Genomic DNA, 16,037 nt, shown 5'->3' with positions numbered 1-16,037 from the left:
AATGCCCGTCAATCGCTGTGCGAGTGAACGCTGGCCATCGGTTGTCATGACGCAATCCTTGTTATTGTGCGAGCCGCGAACGGCGACCCGGACAAAATAGGCTTCGGCTGTTCGGAATATCAAGCAGCGTCACCGAAAAACCGTGGAGCTGCCGAAGGGGTCGGGTTCTGTCAGGGGAGGTAGAGGTTGAACAGGCCGCCGCCCAGCGGCCCGCCGTTGCGGATTTCCGTGCGCCCTTCCACGCCGTTGCGCTGATGCAGCGCCGCGATGCGCCCGGCGAAATACAGGCCCAGGCCGGTGCTGCCGCTGCTGTGGTTGATGCCTTGCACGTAGTCGGCCTGACGTTCGAGCATCTGCGCCGGGTAGCCGTCGCCGTCGTCATTGATGGTCAGCACCAATTGCCCGGCCTCGTCGCTGACGCTGATCAGCACCGAACTTCGCGCATGACGGATCGCGTTGTTGATGCAGTTGCCGAGCACCGAGGCGATCAATTCACGATCAAAGAACCCTAACGGACTCAACGGATCGACTTCATAGGTCGCGATGATGCCACGGCTGGCGAACACTTCCTGATGCGTAGCCAGTTGCGCTTCGATGAAGTCGTCGAGTTCGTGATAGGCCGGCTGCAAGGGCAACTGATTGACGCCCAGTTTGTACAGCCCGAGCAACTGCACGAGCATGCCGTTGAGGTGAGCGAATTCGAAATCGATCACGCCCTGCTCCGGGCTCTCGCGCTGTTCCTGCGGCAAACGAGCGAGCCACTGGCTCTGGGCCTGCATCAGCATCGCCAGGGAGTTCTTCATGTCGTGGACGGTGGAGGCAATCACCGTGGAAAAATCCAGTGCCTGGTTGTCGTCACTCATTCGCCAAACGCCTTGCTTTTCAGCTTTTGATAGCGCGAATAACGCGCGTCAGTGTCGGGCATCAGGCCGACCATTTTCAGGCACGCCCGACATTCTTCCAGCACCGCCGACGGCGCGCTGGTGTCCGTGCCGTGCAGCAGCGCCTGGGCCATGTTCAACGCGATGCTGATGTTTTTCGGTTGCAGCTTCAGCGCTTTGCGGAACACTTCGCGAGCCTCCAGCAGGTTGCCGGTCTTGTACACCCGCACACCCTGGCGGTTGAGGTCGGCAGCGGCGTTGCTCGAATTGAGGATGTTGGGGTCATCGGTAAGCTTGGCGATGTCTTTCATCACCGTCGGATCGTCGCCGTAGATTTCCGCGCAGCTCTTGAGCATCGACGTGCCCGCCTCGGCCTGGCCGAGCATCTGCAACTGCTTGGCGACCAGCAGCGCGGCTTCCGGACTCATGAATTGCTCCATGCCGTCCAGACGCATCATCGCTTGCTCGGTGAGTTTCTCGGCGGTTTCGGCGTCGTTGAGCAACAGGCTGGTGGCTTTCATCAGGCGCGCACGAATTTGCAGGCCCGGGTCGCTCGGGTTTTCCTTGGCCACGGCGCTGAGGGTCGTGTTGATCTCCAGACGCGTGCGCGTATCGAGGCCGCGATCGCTGCCCTTGCTGATCAGCGCGTGCGCTAGGCCGAGGTTGCTTTCCGGATCCTTGAAACGCGACTGCGCGCCCTGGCTCACGGCTTGGCGATAGGCGCGCGAGGCGGTGTCGAAATCTTCGTTGACCATCGCCAGTTTGCCCAGCAACGCCTGCCGGCGAACCGCCAGCGGCGACAGACGAATCGCTTCTTCGAGCACCTGTTGCGCGCCTTTATTGTCCCCCTCCGAAACCAGTACATCGGCCATGCCGTCGTACAGCGCCGGCATCATCGGGAACACCTTCAAGGCTTTCTCGTAAACGCCTTTGGCCTGGCTGACCTGGCCGCGCTTGAACAACAACTTGCCCAACCCGGCGAATGCCCAAGGCAACGGCCGGTCGGCGATGATGCTGTCGTAAAGGCGTTCCAGCGCTTCGTTCTGATTCAGGTCGCGCAACGCATCGGCGCGGTAACGCAGGCACAGCGGCGAATAGCGGATGTCTTGCTTGCACAGGGCGATGCAGGCATTGAGCACCTCGACCGGCTTGCCACGATCGAGGGCTTGCAGAATCGGCTTGAGCAGGGTTTTGCGCTGCTCCAGACGCTCCAGCCGTTGAGCCAGGCCAGAACGGTTGAACGGCTTGGTCAGGTAGGCATCCGGCTCGTGCTCCAGGGCACTGAGCACCATGGCCTGACTGGTTTCGGCGGTGACCATCACGAAGACGGCTTCGTGGCTGATCAGTTTTTCGAGCATCAGGTCTTCCAGCACCTGCTGACCGTTTTTCTTGCCGTCGCCGAGGTGGAAATCCTGAAGGATGAAATCATAGGACTTCTGCGAACACATTTTCAGCGCCTGCTCGCCGCTGTCGGCCGTGTCCACGTCCTTGACGCCCAACTCGCGCAGCATCGAACGGACGGAACTGCGGAAATCCGAGAAATCATCGACGATCAGAAAACGCTTTTGGTGATACGACAGCATCGAGGATTTCCAGGCAATTGAAGAAGACAAACCGAGGGCGCGCAGATGGTAGCTGCGGGCCATGTGCTATCAAGCAAAATCGTGTACACCCGGGTGAGTCCAGGGTGACCGTACGGTTTATCGGCCGACCTTGGGGTTCTCTTGAAGCGAGGTTGCGGGAAATACACGATCGGACTTTTCGCTTACTGCATTCACTGAAATAAACGTGATTTGTCACGGGCGTTTAAAGACACGACGAGAGTGCCCACCTGACGAACGACCTTGCAGCGGCTGAAACGCGGTTCTCGCCGCTTCAAGGCTACACTCAATGGATCAAGCACCGGATCCACCGCATTTACGCGTGCAAACCGAAAACGCCCGCAAAGAAATTGGTGCACTTGATCCCCCCGCAAGGTCGAAACAAAACAACTTCTGCCGCACCCGACCACACTGCGGAAGGAAAAAAGTCATAAACCGGATTATCCTGCGCAGCTGACCGCGCGTTTTCTGATCCCCAGCGACCTGGCATGTCGCTACCAAAGGCCGAATTCATGACCTCCAAATCCTCGGAACCCAACGCGCCTCAGCGCAAGCATCTGAGCCCTAGCCATCTGGATTTTCCAGTGGTGGGCATCGGCGCGTCCGCGGGAGGTTTGCAGGCGATCAAGCAGTTTTTCGAGCACATGCCGCAGGACACCGGCATGGCCTTTGTGATCATTCTGCACTTGTCGCCGGATCATCAAAGCATTGCCGACAAGATCATCCAGGAATCGACGCGGATGCCGGTGATGCAGGTCACCGAGCCAGTGCCGATTGAAAAAAACCGCGTGTATGTCATCTCGCCTGCGCAGCGCCTGTCGATGAATGACGGTTATCTGAACGTCAGCGACGCCGGTGCGCCACTGGCGCGGCACACCGCCATTGATCTGTTTTTCCGCGACCTCGCCGATGTGCATCGCGAACGTGCTTTTTGCGTAGTGTTATCCGGCAGTGGTTCCGACGGTGCCGTCGGGCTGTCGCGAATCAAGGAACAGGGTGGCGTGACGTTCGCGCAAGTACCGGAAGACGCCGAATTCGACAGCATGCCCCGTGCTGCCATCGAAACGCGCAATGTCGATCTGGTGCTGCCGGTCGCGGAAATTCCGCAAAAGCTGCTGGAACTGTGGCGCAACTCGAAAAAGATCATCCTGCCCAGCGCCAACGACCCGGACCTGAAGACCCACACGCCTTCGACCGCCCATGAAGCCGCCGTCGCCGAACAGCGCTTGCATGACATCCTCATCCACCTGCGCACCAGCACCGGTCACGATTTCAAGCATTACAAACGCGCCACGGTGTTGCGCCGGATCGAACGACGTATGCAGGTCACGGCACAGCCTGACTTGGCGGCTTATTACGATTATTTGCAGAACACCCCGGATGAAGCCAAATCCCTGCTCGGCGACATGCTGATCGGCGTGACCAACTTCTTCCGTGACCGTGACGCGTTTGAAGCCCTGGAACGCGATGTACTGCCGCAACTGGTGCAGGCTGTGTCGACTTCCCGTGACAAGGAAGAACTGCGCGTCTGGTCTGCCGGTTGCTCCACCGGCGAAGAGGCCTATAGCCTGGCGATGCTGGTGGACGATCAATTGCAGCTGGAAAGCAGCAAGGCAACGTTGCAAGTGTTCGCCACTGACATAGACGAGCGCGCGATCACCATCGGCCGCGCAGGGACCTACCCGCAAGCGATCGTCACCGACGTACCGCCCGCCCGGTTGCGCCACTATTTCATGAAGGACAACGACCATTACCGGATCCGCAAGGAAATCCGTGAAAAAGTGCTGTTCGCCAAGCACAGCCTGTTGTCCGACCCGCCGTTCTCGCAGATCGATCTGATCGTCTGCCGCAACTTGCTGATCTATCTGGATCGCGAGGTGCAGCGCGAAATCCTGCAAATGTTCCATTTCGCTTTGCGACCGGGCGGCTTCCTGTTCCTCGGCTCGTCAGAAAGCGCCGATGCCTGCCAGGAACTCTTCGCGCCAGTCGACAAGCGCAACCGGATCTTCCGCGCCAAGACCGGCACGCCTAACAGCCGCCGCACCCCGACCATGCCTCGTGGTGGCTATGTGCGCAGCAACATCCTGCCGCCGGAAATGAAGATCCGTAAGCCGCTCAAGCTGTCCTTCGCCGATATTCACCGCAACGCCATCGAGCGTTCGGCGCCGCCAAGCATGATCGTCGATGCCAATGCCGACATTTTGCACATGAGCGAAAGCGCCGGTCGCTTTCTGCGCCATGTCGGCGGAGAGCTGTCACGCAATCTGTTGACGCTGATCCTGCCGGAGCTGCGGCTGGAGATCCGTACCACGCTGTTCCAGGTGCAACAAAGCGGATTGACCGTGCAGTCGCGCGAAGTGCCGATCAAGCGCGGTGACCGCCATTACCGAGTCGACTTGATCGCGCAGCCTTACAAAGACGATGAATCCGACAGCGATTACGTGTTGGTGATTTTCGAAGAAGCGGAGATCGACCCGGCCGAAGCCGCCCAGACCACCGTGCTGCAAACCGAAAATCAGGTGCTGTCCAACCTCGAACGCGAATTGCAACGCACCAAATTGCATTTGCAGGACATCATCGAACAGTCGGAAGTCTCCAGCGAAGAGCTGAAAGCCTCCAACGAAGAAATGCAGGCGATCAACGAAGAACTGCGCTCGGCCACCGAAGAGCTGGAAACCAGCAAGGAAGAGTTGCAGTCGATCAACGAAGAGCTGTTGACGGTCAATTACGAGCTGAAAACCAAGGTTGAAGAAACCGACAAGATCAACGATTACCTGACCAACCTGATCGCCTCCACCGACATCGCCACGGTGTTTGTCGACCGCAGCTTGCGCATCCGCTGGTTTACCCCGCGCGCCACGGAAATTTTCAGCATGTTGCCAGTGGACACCGGGCGCTCGCTGCTCGACATCACCCATCGCCTGAATTACGCCGGCATGCCGGAAGATGCGGCGCAGGTGTTCGAATCGCTGAACATGATCGAACGGGAAGTCAGCAGCAGTGATGGCCGCTGGTACATCGCCCGCCTGCTGCCGTATCGCTCCAGCGAAGACCACATCGACGGCACCGTGTTGACATTCATCGACATCACCAAGCGCCGCGCCGCCGAAGAAGAGTTGCGTCTGGGCGAGGAACGTATGCGCCTGGTGGCGGAAAGCACCCGCGACTACGCGATCATCATCCTCGATGAAGAAGGCCTGATCACCAGTTGGAACAAAGGTGCCGAACTGATCTTCGGCTACACCAAGACTGAGGCCGAAGGCAGCTATTACGACTTCATTTTCTCTCCGGAAGACCGCGCCATCGGCGCCCCGGAGACCGAACTGACCACCGCCCGAACCAACGGTCGCGCCGAAGACGAGCGCTGGCATCTGCGTAAGGACGGCAGCCGCTTCTTCTGCAGTGGCGAAGTGACCTTGCTCTGCGGCGATCATTTGCAGGGCTACGTGAAAATTGCCCGCGACTTGACCGGACACAAGCGCCAGCACGAAGAACAGAGCCAGGAACTGGAGCAGACGCGCAACACCATTTCCTTGAAGGACGAGTTCTTCGCGATCATGTCCCACGAACTCAAGCATCCGCTGAATCTGATCCAGCTCAACGCCGAACTGCTACGCCGCTTGCCAGTGACACGCACCTCCGGCCCGGCGACCAAAGCCGTGGGCACCATCTGCGATGCGGTCAACAGCCAGGCTCGGATCATCGATGACCTTCTCGACGTTGCACGGGTGCGCACCGGCAAACTCAAGCTGCAACCGACCCGGGTGGATTTCTCCAGCGTGCTGCGCGACATCCATAACGTGGTGCTCAACGAGCAGCATCAGACTCAAGTCGACCTGCAACTGCCGGACGAGCCGCTTATCGTCCATGCCGACCCGACCCGCGTCGAACAAATCATTTGGAATCTGGTCAACAACGCATTGAAATTCACCCCGCCTACCGGGCGTATTCAGCTAATCGCCGGCCACAATGGCGTCACCGCTCAACTGGATGTGAAGGATAACGGTGCCGGCATCGCCTCGGAAAATCTCGAACACGTCTTCGACCTGTTCGGTCAGGCTGAGAAACAGCACACCAGCAATCAGCGCCAAGGCCTGGGCATCGGCCTGTCGCTGGTGCGGCAACTGGCCGAAGCCCAGCACGGTAGCGTACGCGTGACCTCTCCGGGCCTGGGCGCCGGTTGCACCTTCACGGTGTGCCTGCCACTGGCCACCGTTGAGAACGACGCTGTACCCGAACCGCAGGCGGAGATGGAGTCAGGCAAACTCAACGGCCTGCAAATCCTGCTGGTGGACGACTCACCGGAAGTGCTGGAAACCTTGAAAATGCTGCTGGAAATGGAAGATGCCGAGGTCATGGCGTTCGACCATCCAGTGGCAGCACTGAAAGCGGCGGAACACAAGCGCTTCGACCTGATCATCTCTGACCTGGGCATGCCGGTCATGACCGGCCACGAGCTGATGAGCGCACTGCGTCAATTACCATTGGTGAAAAACGTCCCGGCCATCGCCCTCACCGGTTACGGCACCAACAGCGACGTTCATAAATCCCACACGGCAGGGTTCGATCAGCACATCGGTAAGCCGGTGTCTTATGACGACCTGATTGAAACCATCGAAACGTTGCGGCGTTCGCAGTTGCTGTAACGACCACGCATTCGTGCGTTGAAACGCAAAAAAGCCGCGCCGCAATAAACATTGCGGCGCGGCTTTTTGTTTACTTTCGCGCTACACCTTGAAGCGACGTACCACAGCAATCAGTTTGTCATTGGACGCCGCCAGTGCAGCGGTGCTCTGTTCACTTTCAGCGCCCCCGGCCACCAATTCTTCGACGATATGCCGAACCGCGACCATATTGCGGTTGATCTCCTCGCTGACCGCGCTTTGCTCCTGCGCCGCAGTCGCGATCTGAGTGCTCAAGTCGTTGATGCGAACGACCGAGTCAGCCATCACGTCCAGTCCTTCGTTGACCTTGAACGTTTTGGTGACCGTCGCCTGGCAGCTTTGCTTGGTTTTTTCCATGGCCACCACGGCAGCGCCCACGCCTTGCTGCAACCGGGCGAGCATCTCGTTGATCTCGGAGGTGCTTGCCTGGGTGCGCCCGGCAAGCGCCCGAACTTCATCGGCCACCACCGCAAAACCTCGGCCCTGCTCACCGGCACGCGCGGCTTCGATAGCGGCGTTGAGCGCCAGCAAGTTAGTCTGGCCCGCGATCTCGCCAATAACGCCGAGCACCTTATTGATACGTCCGGCATCCTCTTCCATGGAGCGCACCGAATTAGTGGCCAGCTCCACTTCGTTGATCAGTTCGCGAACGCTGCTGGATGCGTCTTCCACCACAACTTTGGAGTGGCGAGCGTTTTCATCAGCGGTCTGAGTCATGCTCGCCGTTTGAGCGGCGCTTCGTGCAACCTCGTCTGCCGTGGAGCTCATTTCGGTGATGGCGGTGACAGCCTGATCGGTCTCACTGGCATGGCGAACCAGAATCCCGTTAGTGCTGCGCGATTGCCCACGCAGTTGCTCGATACCTTGAGCGATCACTGAGGACGCCTCAGACACTTCGCCCACCATCTTCTGCAAATAAATGATGAAGCGGTTCACAGAGTCGCCCACCGCGCCCACTTCGTCGTCAGCGACAATCACAATGCGTCGGGTCAGATCTGCGTCACCGGCCGAGAGCTTATCGATATTGGCTTTGAGCACAGTGAGGCGCTTCATCAATCGGCTCAGGGCAAACACGGTGAGCAACAGCAGAACGATCACCAGGGGAATTTGAATCGCGGCGAGCGTCGTCAACACTTTGTTGCTTTGTGCGGTCAACAGACTGGTCTGCTGGGCGACAGCGAGCGTCCAGGGAGTGCCCTCGATCGCTTGCAAAAACAGGTGGTACTGTTCGCCGCTGCTGTCTTCATAAGTGCCGGGCGCCAGATCGCCCGCCGTACGCTTTTCCAGCGCCTGCTGCACGGCAGCGGCAAACGGGTATTGGGCCGCCAGGTCTTTCACATTCTTCAGGATATTGTTGCCGGATATCTCCGGCTGGTTACTGAGCACCTTGCCGTCGCTCTCGACAATCATAAGCAGCGCCCGGATTTCCCGTTCTTTCTGCGCAACCAGATCGTTGAAGAAGCCCAAAGTTACGTCGATGGTCGAAACACCAAAGGCCGCTCCATCCTTGCTGATGGCCATCGCGCAGTTAGTGCGCGGCTCAGGGCTGGCGTCATCGCGATAGGCGTTAGCCCAATTGCATTGACCCGCCGGCGCCTTCAAGCCACCGAGGAACCAGGGCTGTTCGAAATAATTCAGCGACTCCGCTGAGTTCCAATGGGTATTGACGATCAGCTTGCCGCTGCTGTCGCGGTGATAAAACGTACTGTACTTCGCCCGTCCGGCTTCACGTTTTTCGGGCAAAGGCCAGATTCCGCCGCCGAACACTTTAGCCTCGCCGTATTGGTTGACCAGTGCTGGCAACAGTCGGTCAATGCTGGCGTTATCCAATTGCGGCACCGTCTCGGTGATCACCCTCTGCTGAGCCTGCACACGGGCCAACTCAGTCTTTATCACATCGCCAATCTCCGAGGCCTGAGCGATCAGGTGGCGTTGATCGGCGGACGTCAGACTCGGCGTGATCCACAGATGAATGCCTACCGCAGTCAATGCGCCAATCAGCAAAACAAACAAGACGAGCGTGGCGGTGTAACGTGCCTGGATAGTTTTCAACATTGCCGTTTCCGGTGAATTAGCGGGTCTTCTGTTATCGGCCTGGCAGGCAATTGCTGAATGGATGTTGGGCCGCTTTACAGGCGGCGCCGATGAAAGGTCGGAAGGCGAACGGGGAAAGTTGATCGTCGAGCTTCGTCGCGAAAATATTTGAAAAAAAGCCCCGCCAGAGCATCGCCTGGCAGGGCCTTTTTTGCCTGTTGATGACATCTTGCTGGCTGATCAGAACGATCTGTCAGGAAATGTCATGAGGCATGAATCATGTGGTGTCCCAGGCGGGGTTCGAACCTGCAACCTTCCCCTTAGGAGGGGGATGCTCTATCCAATTGAGCTACTGAGACACGGAGTTGTTACGGCCTGCGCTGCGCGACAGACGGCGTGCATGTTAACGGCCATGCCCTGATTTGTCATGTCGTCCTTAGGGCTTTTTAAGTGTAGGCAAGCTGCTCGCGGTTGTGCGGGAGGCCTTACCGTGCATTTTGCATCCTCGCAAAACGCCATCATTGCAAATTGCACTGAGAGCCGTCTGAAAAACCCTTTTAAATGCTTGTTTTTAAAGGACTTAACAGCAGTTAGACTGTTGGCACGACGGCTGCTTCTCTGTTCCGAAAAGAACATTTGGAGAACCGTCCCATGAACAGCGCTCTCTTGCTTGCGAATGCCATCGCTCTAGCGGCTGTGCTGGGCTTTCATTTTGCGCCTGAGCACACCGATGCGGTGGCGCAGCGCACGCCCCACTACTTGCGGATGCAGAAAGCGCCGCAGTGGGCTGTTTCAGACGATCAACGCGATGTGATTGTCCAGGACGTCAGTCAGTCGACATTGACGTCGCCGAGCGAATCGTCCGAACGTCTGGTTTTTTGAATCACCATCAGGAGTCATCCATGTCCAAATCAGCCGCAGGTTTGCTGATCCTTGCCGTACTGAGCGGCATTTTGCATTTGTCGTTGTTCGAGGAAGCGCAAATCACCTTGCCGCTGATTGCCTCTGGCGTCTTCGGAGCGCTGTTCGTTCTGGCCCTGATTGCCGGGCGCAAGATCAAGTTCGATCCGGTTCTACGTTGACTTTCATCCAGTCAAGCAAATGGGCGACCGTATCCGCTAGATTGCCCGAGTTGTCGAGCTGCATGATCGAAGCATCGCTCGACTCAAACAGCGTATTTCGCGCAAGCCGTGCATCGATGTCCGCCACAGCCTCGCGCCCGCGCTTCAGCAGGCGCTGACGCAGCACTTTATCGTCGACTGTCAGCATGATCGGCAGAAGCGTTGGATACCGCGCCAGCGCCTGCGGCAGGTAGGCCCGCGAGCCATTGACGAGTACGTGGCGGCCTTCTTTGAGCCATTGATCCATTTGAACTGGAATGCCATAGCTGAGCCCATTGGCCTGCCAGCACAATGCGAACTCGCCCGCCAAGCGCAACCGCTCGAACTGAGCCATCGACACGCCATGGGCATCTTCACCGACCGATTCCGCTGAACGAGTGATCACCCTTCGTGCGACTTCGCAATTGAGGCTTAGCAATGGTTTTCGAGCGGCATCAATCAGGCTGTCCTTACCCGACCCGGATGGCCCCATCAGATAAATCAGCCTGCCGCCCATCCTGAAAACCCCCCGGAAGCTTGTTTGCCCTAGTAAATCGGCCATTTGCCACTATCCTGTACAAGGTAAGGGTAAAAGGACTTGAGCCGCAAAGAATGCGCGTCTCAGCGCCTGTGGGCACCCTCGGCATGAAACAAAATGCACTCAGGCAACGGCGCCGAGTCAATATTTTCAAACCAGCGCACATTTCTGACCATGGGTACTGGCATTTCGCCTTTACCCGGATCAATATTTGTCACAGAATTGACGCCAATGATCTGGCTTACTTGAGGCATGATGCGGGCCTCTTAACAATTCAGGTTGAACCATTTGGCGCGGATGCTTGTCCTATCACACATCCTGCGGCAAATCCCGAGAACCGCTCCCCTGAACTAACCGGTTAACTATATGCGCCCATTGAAACAGGCAATTTATTCCAGCCGTACGGCTGACAAGTTCGTCGTACGCCTGCCAGACGGAATGCGGGAACGCATCGCCGAGGTGGCTCGCAATCATCATCGCAGCATGAACTCCGAAATCATTGCGCGCCTTGAACAAAGCCTTATTCAGGAAGGTGCGTTGGGCGAAGAGCTGAGCATGCGCCTGGACAGCCCGGAGCTGTCGCTGCACGAACGCGAGCTGTTGCAGCGCTTCCGTCAGCTTTCTCACCGTCAGCAAAATGCACTGGTCTCCCTGATCGCGCATGATGCAGAAATGGCCGCCGACGCGTCCTGATCACACCGAACACCTCAAGCCAGCATGATTGCTGGCTTTTTTTTGCCTGTGATTTGGCTTTCGCCAGACAAAAAAAGCCCGCCATTTCGGCGGGCTGTTTTGGATGGCCTGTCAGAGCAGGAAGATGGTCGCCAACCCCAGAAAGATAAAGAAACCACCGCTGTCGGTCATCGCGGTAATCATCACGCTGGCACCCATCGCCGGGTCGCGCCCCATCTTTGCCAGGGTCATCGGAATCAGGACGCCCATCAATGCGGCGAGCAGCAGATTGAGCGTCATTGCCGTTGTCATTACCACACCCAGCGACCAACTGCCGTACAGCAGATACGCGACTACGCCGATGACCCCACCCCACACCAGACCGTTGATCAAACCAACCGCCAGTTCTTTACGCATCAAGCGCGACGTATTGCCGGTGCTGACTTGGTCGAGCGCCATGGCCCGCACGATCATGGTGATCGTCTGGTTGCCGGAGTTGCCGCCGATGCCCGCCACGATCGGCATCAAAGCCGCCAACGCCACCAGTTTCTCGATGGAGCCTTCAAACAGACCGATCACCCGGGAAGCGACGAACGCAGTGATCAGGTTCACCGCCAGCCAGGCCCAACGGTTACGCAGGGATTTCCAGACCGAGGCAAAGATGTCTTCCTCTTCACGCAGACCGGCCATGTTGAGAACTTCGTTTTCGCTCTCTTCACGAATCAGGTCGACCATTTCATCGATGGTCAGACGGCCGATCAGCTTGCCGTTCTTGTCGACCACCGGGGCGGAGATCAAGTCGTAACGCTCGAAGGCCTGAGCGGCGTCGTAAGCGTCTTCATCCGGATGGAAACTCACCGGGTCGCTGGCCATGACCTCGGCGACCTGTTTATCCGGATCATTGACCAGCAAACGCTTGATCGGCAACACGCCCTTGAGCACGCCGTCGTAATCGACCACAAACAGTTTGTCGGTATGGCTCGGCAGCTCTTTGAGACGGCGCAGGTAACGCAGAACCACTTCCAGGCTGACATCCTCACGGATCGTCACCATCTCGAAGTCCATCAGCGCACCGACTTGCTCGTCCTCATAGGACAAAGCCGAACGCACGCGCTCACGCTGCTGGTTATCGAGGGTCTCCATCAGCTCATGGACGACGTCTCGCGGCAGCTCTGAAGCCAGGTCAGCAAGTTCGTCGGCGTCCATGTCCTTGGCCGCAGCCAGGAGCTCGTGATCGTCCATGTCGGCGATCAGCGTTTCACGAACCGAATCGGATACTTCAAGCAGAATGTCGCCGTCGCGATCAGCCTTGACCAGTTGCCACAGCGTCAGACGGTCGTCCAGCGGCAGGGCTTCAAGAATGTAGGCGACGTCGGCGGAGTGCAGATCATCGAGCTTGCGCTGCAACTCGACGAGGTTTTGCCGGTGAACCAGGTTCTCGACCCGGTCATGATGCGGGCCTTCCTGGCGATGAGTCAGGTCTTCAACGACCTTTTGGCGCTGCAGCAGCTCAACGACCTGAGCCAGGCGATCCTGCAGGCTTTCCTGTGTTTTCTTTACTTCAACTTCGGACATAGGCGAACTCCACTCCCAGCAGCGGGGCACGCCGGAAGGATCAATCAGTCAATTCATGATTGGTGAAACGGGGTACTGAGTAACTACTGGGTAAGTCCATGGAGATATTCCACAAGCCCCGGCGGGGCTGACGGGCGCAATGATACACCGCCTGACGGTTTTAAACGTTAAAAAATCATGGCTGAAACAAGCGCTTGCGAGACAAACCTGAGCAGCGCACTGATCCATGAAATTGCGACGACTCATCCTGAAAAGAAAACACACCGGCGACTGAAAATATAGCGACTACCCTTGAGCGTGGATCGTCATGGAGGACGTCATATGTCAGCAAGATTCGCTCGACTTCTACTGCCCACCCTGCTCTGCCTGCCGCTAGTCGCACTCGCTACTACGGTTCATCGCTGCGAGGCACCCGACGGCAACGTTACGTTCACGACGATGAGCTGTGCGAGCGATGAGCAATTGTCCCGCCAGGAAATTCATCCCTACCTGCCCGGATCGATCATAGCGATTATTCCACCCGCCAATGTGACAGACACAACTCGCATCAAACCTACCAGGCGCGATCCTGCCGTCGTGGGTCAGTCGGAAGACAAGTGCGGCAACCTGATCAGTGCGAGACAGCGTCGAGAAGCAATCCTCAACCAGCGAATCATCGCCGGCATGAGCCAGCAAGACGTCGAAAGCGCGCTGGGCAAACCCAACAAGGTGAATATTCGCAATTCGGTCACGACCTATCGCTACGACCTCAAGCGAGGACGAAGTGCACAAGTGGATTTCGACGAGAAGGGATGCGTTGCAGGAAAAGCCAAATCCCGGACAGCAAAAAGCCCGCGTTGAACGCGGGCTTTTTGGTATATGGTGCACTCGACAGGATTCGAACCTGTGACCGCTCGGTTCGTAGCCGAGTACTCTATCCAGCTGAGCTACGAGTGCATTTTGTGTTTTTAGACCAGACCACAACTGGCTGACGCCAAGTTGCTTATATTGCTATAAACAACTCTTAAATGGTGCACTCGACAGGATTCGAACCTGTGACCGCTCGGTTCGTAGCCGAGTACTCTATCCAGCTGAGCTACGAGTGCATTTGTTGCCGCGCATTATAGGCCGTCGAATCTTTTTGTAAAGCGCTTTTTTCTAGTAATTTCAACAACTTACCGAAGAAGCCAGATTACAACGTACCACGCAAATAATGGCGGAGAACGGGGGATTCGAACCCCCGACACCCTTTTGAGGTGTACTCCCTTAGCAGGGGAGCGCCTTCGGCCACTCGGCCAGCTCTCCGCAACACGGGGCGTATATTAACCAGCTTCTTCCCCGTTTGCAAACATAAAAAACGATAAAAATTAATGGCTTGGTTCTTCGTCCTTCTCTTTCTTTATACGCAGGTAAATTTCCTCACGGTGCACGGCCACCTCTTTCGGGGCATTGACGCCGATACGCACTTGATTTCCTTTAACGCCGAGCACAGTTACCGTGATTTCGCCATCGCCGATAATCAGGCTTTCTGCACACCGACGGGTCAGAATCAGCATACCTTTCTCCTCACGCATTTCAGTTCGGGAACAACAGTCTGCAAAAAAAAGGCATCCAACCTACAACCGTAAAGGTCGCAGCCCTGTATGCCTGAGTATTGTCCAGCGCGAGCAAAAGAACAGATCCCGGGCTCGCGCCGTTCAAAAAATAAAGGGCGCGGTCAGACCGCGCCCCCTAGAGCCAAACGCATCACTCGCCTTGGCGAGCCGCAGCGTCCAGTTCAAACGCCGTATGCAGGGCACGCACGGCCAGTTCCAGGTACTTCTCTTCGATCACCACGGAAACCTTGATTTCCGACGTCGAGATCATCTGGATGTTGATGCTTTCTTTCGCCAGGGATTCGAACATGCGACTGGCAACGCCCGCGTGGGAGCGCATGCCGACGCCGACGATCGACACCTTGGCAATCTTGGTGTCGCCGACGACTTCACGGGCACCGATCTCGCGAGCGGTGTTTTCCAGCACGGTCTGTGCGGCCTGGTAGTCGTTGCGGTGCACGGTGAAGGTGAAGTCGGTGGTGTTATCGTGCGCGACGTTCTGCACGATCATGTCGACTTCGATGTTCGCGGCACTGATCGGGCCGAGAATCTTGAACGCCACGCCCGGGGTGTCTGGCACGCCACGGATGGTCAGCTTGGCTTCATCGCGATTGAAAGCGATGCCGGAAATGATCGGCTGTTCCATGGTTTCCTCTTCATCAATAGTAATGAGGGTGCCCGGACCCTCCTTGAAGCTGTGCAGTACGCGCAGCGGAACGTTGTACTTGCCGGCGAATTCCACCGCACGGATCTGCAACACCTTGGAACCGAGGCTGGCCATTTCCAGCATCTCTTCGAAGGTGATCTTGTCCAGCCGCTGGGCCACGGACACCACACGCGGATCAGTGGTGTAAACGCCGTCGACGTCGGTGTAGATCTGGCATTCGTCAGCCTTCAAAGCTGCCGCCAGCGCTACGCCGGTGGTGTCGGAACCGCCACGACCGAGCGTGGTGATGTTGCCGTGCTCGTCGACGCCCTGGAAACCGGCGACAACCACCACGCGACCCGCCTTCAGATCACCGCGAATCTTCTGATCGTCGATCTGCAAGATACGCGCTTTATTGTGCGCGCTGTCCGTGAGAATCCGCACCTGATTGCCGGTGTAGGAAACCGCCGGCACACCGCGTTTGATCAACGCCATCGCCAGCAGGGCAATCGTCACCTGCTCACCGGTGGAAACGATCACGTCAAGTTCACGCGGAACCGGTTGCTCGTCGCCACTGATTTGCTTGGCCAGATCGATCAGACGGTTGGTTTCGCCGCTCATTGCAGACAGCACAACCACCAGGTCATCGCCAGCTTCGCGGAATTTCTTAACCTTGTCGGCGACCTGCTCGATTCTCTCGACAGTACCGACCGAGGTGCCTCCAAATTTCTGTACGATCAAAGCCATTTCAA

At 57.4% G+C, this 16,037-nt stretch carries 13 protein-coding genes, 4 tRNA genes and 1 pseudogene; 5 read left to right on the top strand and 13 right to left on the bottom strand.

The annotated features are described in order from the left end of the window. Positions 1 to 170: 170 nt before the first annotated feature. Both GIW69_RS02600 and GIW69_RS02595 read right to left on the bottom strand, forming a co-directional pair. Positions 171 to 863 carry a sensor histidine kinase gene (locus GIW69_RS02600; RefSeq protein WP_236480571.1) on the bottom strand — a complete coding sequence of 231 codons (693 nt, stop codon included), beginning with the start codon at positions 861 to 863 and terminating at the stop codon, positions 171 to 173. Beyond that, a complete protein-coding gene (locus GIW69_RS02595; protein WP_236480599.1) occupies positions 860 to 2,464 on the bottom strand; it encodes a tetratricopeptide repeat-containing response regulator in 1,605 nt (534 codons plus the stop codon). The genes GIW69_RS02600 and GIW69_RS02595 overlap by 4 nt, the downstream gene beginning before the upstream one ends. Positions 2,465 to 2,994: 530 nt before the next feature. On the opposite strand from GIW69_RS02595, the gene GIW69_RS02590 reads away from it, so the two are divergent. Further along, positions 2,995 to 7,128, top strand: coding sequence for a CheR family methyltransferase (locus tag GIW69_RS02590; protein ID WP_236480570.1), 4,134 nt, complete (start codon positions 2,995 to 2,997; stop codon positions 7,126 to 7,128). Positions 7,129 to 7,209: 81 nt separating this feature from the next. Here the strand turns inward: GIW69_RS02590 and GIW69_RS02585 are convergent, their stop codons facing one another. The 3 genes and pseudogenes from GIW69_RS02585 to GIW69_RS02580 all read right to left on the bottom strand — a co-directional run bounded on the left by GIW69_RS02585 (position 7,210) and on the right by GIW69_RS02580 (position 9,539). Next, positions 7,210 to 8,556, bottom strand: a complete 1,347-nt coding sequence (locus tag GIW69_RS02585; RefSeq protein WP_496570890.1) for a methyl-accepting chemotaxis protein — start codon at positions 8,554 to 8,556, stop codon at positions 7,210 to 7,212. Positions 8,557 to 8,619: 63 nt separating this feature from the next. Beyond that, a pseudogene (locus GIW69_RS26325) lies at positions 8,620 to 9,201 on the bottom strand (PDC sensor domain-containing protein); the annotation flags it as partial. Positions 9,202 to 9,462: 261 nt separating this feature from the next. Then, positions 9,463 to 9,539, bottom strand: a tRNA-Arg gene (locus GIW69_RS02580). Between the two features lie 292 nt (positions 9,540 to 9,831). On the opposite strand from GIW69_RS02580, the gene GIW69_RS02575 reads away from it, so the two are divergent. Next, entirely contained in the window at positions 9,832 to 10,062 is a 231-nt protein-coding gene (locus tag GIW69_RS02575) for a hypothetical protein (RefSeq protein ID WP_236480568.1), read from the top strand. A 20-nt stretch (positions 10,063 to 10,082) separates the two neighbouring features. After that, positions 10,083 to 10,262, top strand: a complete 180-nt coding sequence (locus tag GIW69_RS02570) for a PA3371 family protein (protein ID WP_236480567.1) — start codon at positions 10,083 to 10,085, stop codon at positions 10,260 to 10,262. Here GIW69_RS02570 and phnN read toward each other — a convergent pair. Further along, the gene (gene phnN / locus GIW69_RS02565) at positions 10,237 to 10,797 is read right to left on the bottom strand and encodes a phosphonate metabolism protein/1,5-bisphosphokinase (PRPP-forming) PhnN (RefSeq protein ID WP_236480566.1); all 561 of its coding nucleotides are present in this window, start codon (positions 10,795 to 10,797) and stop codon (positions 10,237 to 10,239) included. The two genes, GIW69_RS02570 and phnN, sit on opposite strands and share 26 nt — an antisense overlap. 104 nt (positions 10,798 to 10,901) lie before the next feature. After that, positions 10,902 to 11,072: a hypothetical protein gene (locus tag GIW69_RS02560; RefSeq protein WP_236480565.1), complete on the bottom strand. Its 171-nt coding sequence runs from the start codon at positions 11,070 to 11,072 to the stop codon at positions 10,902 to 10,904. Between the two features lie 112 nt (positions 11,073 to 11,184). Here GIW69_RS02560 and GIW69_RS02555 point away from each other — a divergent pair, with 112 nt between their 5' ends. Beyond that, positions 11,185 to 11,511, top strand: coding sequence for an Arc family DNA-binding protein (locus GIW69_RS02555; protein WP_003178899.1), 327 nt, complete (start codon positions 11,185 to 11,187; stop codon positions 11,509 to 11,511). A 111-nt stretch (positions 11,512 to 11,622) separates the two neighbouring features. Here GIW69_RS02555 and mgtE read toward each other — a convergent pair whose 3' ends face one another. Further along, the gene (gene mgtE / locus GIW69_RS02550; protein ID WP_236480564.1) at positions 11,623 to 13,065 is read right to left on the bottom strand and encodes a magnesium transporter; all 1,443 of its coding nucleotides are present in this window, start codon (positions 13,063 to 13,065) and stop codon (positions 11,623 to 11,625) included. A 321-nt stretch (positions 13,066 to 13,386) separates the two neighbouring features. On the opposite strand from mgtE, the gene GIW69_RS02545 reads away from it, so the two are divergent. Further along, positions 13,387 to 13,905 (top strand): cell envelope protein SmpA, encoded by a 519-nt coding sequence (locus GIW69_RS02545; protein WP_236480563.1) that lies wholly within the window; start codon positions 13,387 to 13,389, stop codon positions 13,903 to 13,905. A 19-nt stretch (positions 13,906 to 13,924) separates the two neighbouring features. Here the strand turns inward: GIW69_RS02545 and GIW69_RS02540 are convergent. The 5 genes from GIW69_RS02540 to GIW69_RS02520 all read right to left on the bottom strand — a co-directional run bounded on the left by GIW69_RS02540 (position 13,925) and on the right by GIW69_RS02520 (position 16,032). After that, a tRNA-Arg gene (locus tag GIW69_RS02540) sits at positions 13,925 to 14,001 on the bottom strand. Between the two features lie 72 nt (positions 14,002 to 14,073). After that, positions 14,074 to 14,150: transfer RNA gene (locus tag GIW69_RS02535), tRNA-Arg, on the bottom strand. Positions 14,151 to 14,258: 108 nt separating this feature from the next. Next, positions 14,259 to 14,349, bottom strand: a tRNA-Ser gene (locus GIW69_RS02530). A gap of 62 nt (positions 14,350 to 14,411) precedes the next feature. Next, positions 14,412 to 14,600, bottom strand: a complete 189-nt coding sequence (gene csrA / locus GIW69_RS02525; RefSeq protein ID WP_002554426.1) for a carbon storage regulator CsrA — start codon at positions 14,598 to 14,600, stop codon at positions 14,412 to 14,414. A 190-nt stretch (positions 14,601 to 14,790) separates the two neighbouring features. Beyond that, positions 14,791 to 16,032, bottom strand: a complete 1,242-nt coding sequence (locus GIW69_RS02520; protein WP_236480562.1) for an aspartate kinase — start codon at positions 16,030 to 16,032, stop codon at positions 14,791 to 14,793. Positions 16,033 to 16,037 lie beyond the last annotated feature (5 nt).

This window comes from Pseudomonas syringae (assembly GCF_021605415.1).
GTDB classification, from domain to species: Bacteria; Pseudomonadota; Gammaproteobacteria; order Pseudomonadales; family Pseudomonadaceae; genus Aquipseudomonas; species Aquipseudomonas syringae_S.
This window is presented reverse-complemented; position numbering and strand designations above follow the sequence as displayed.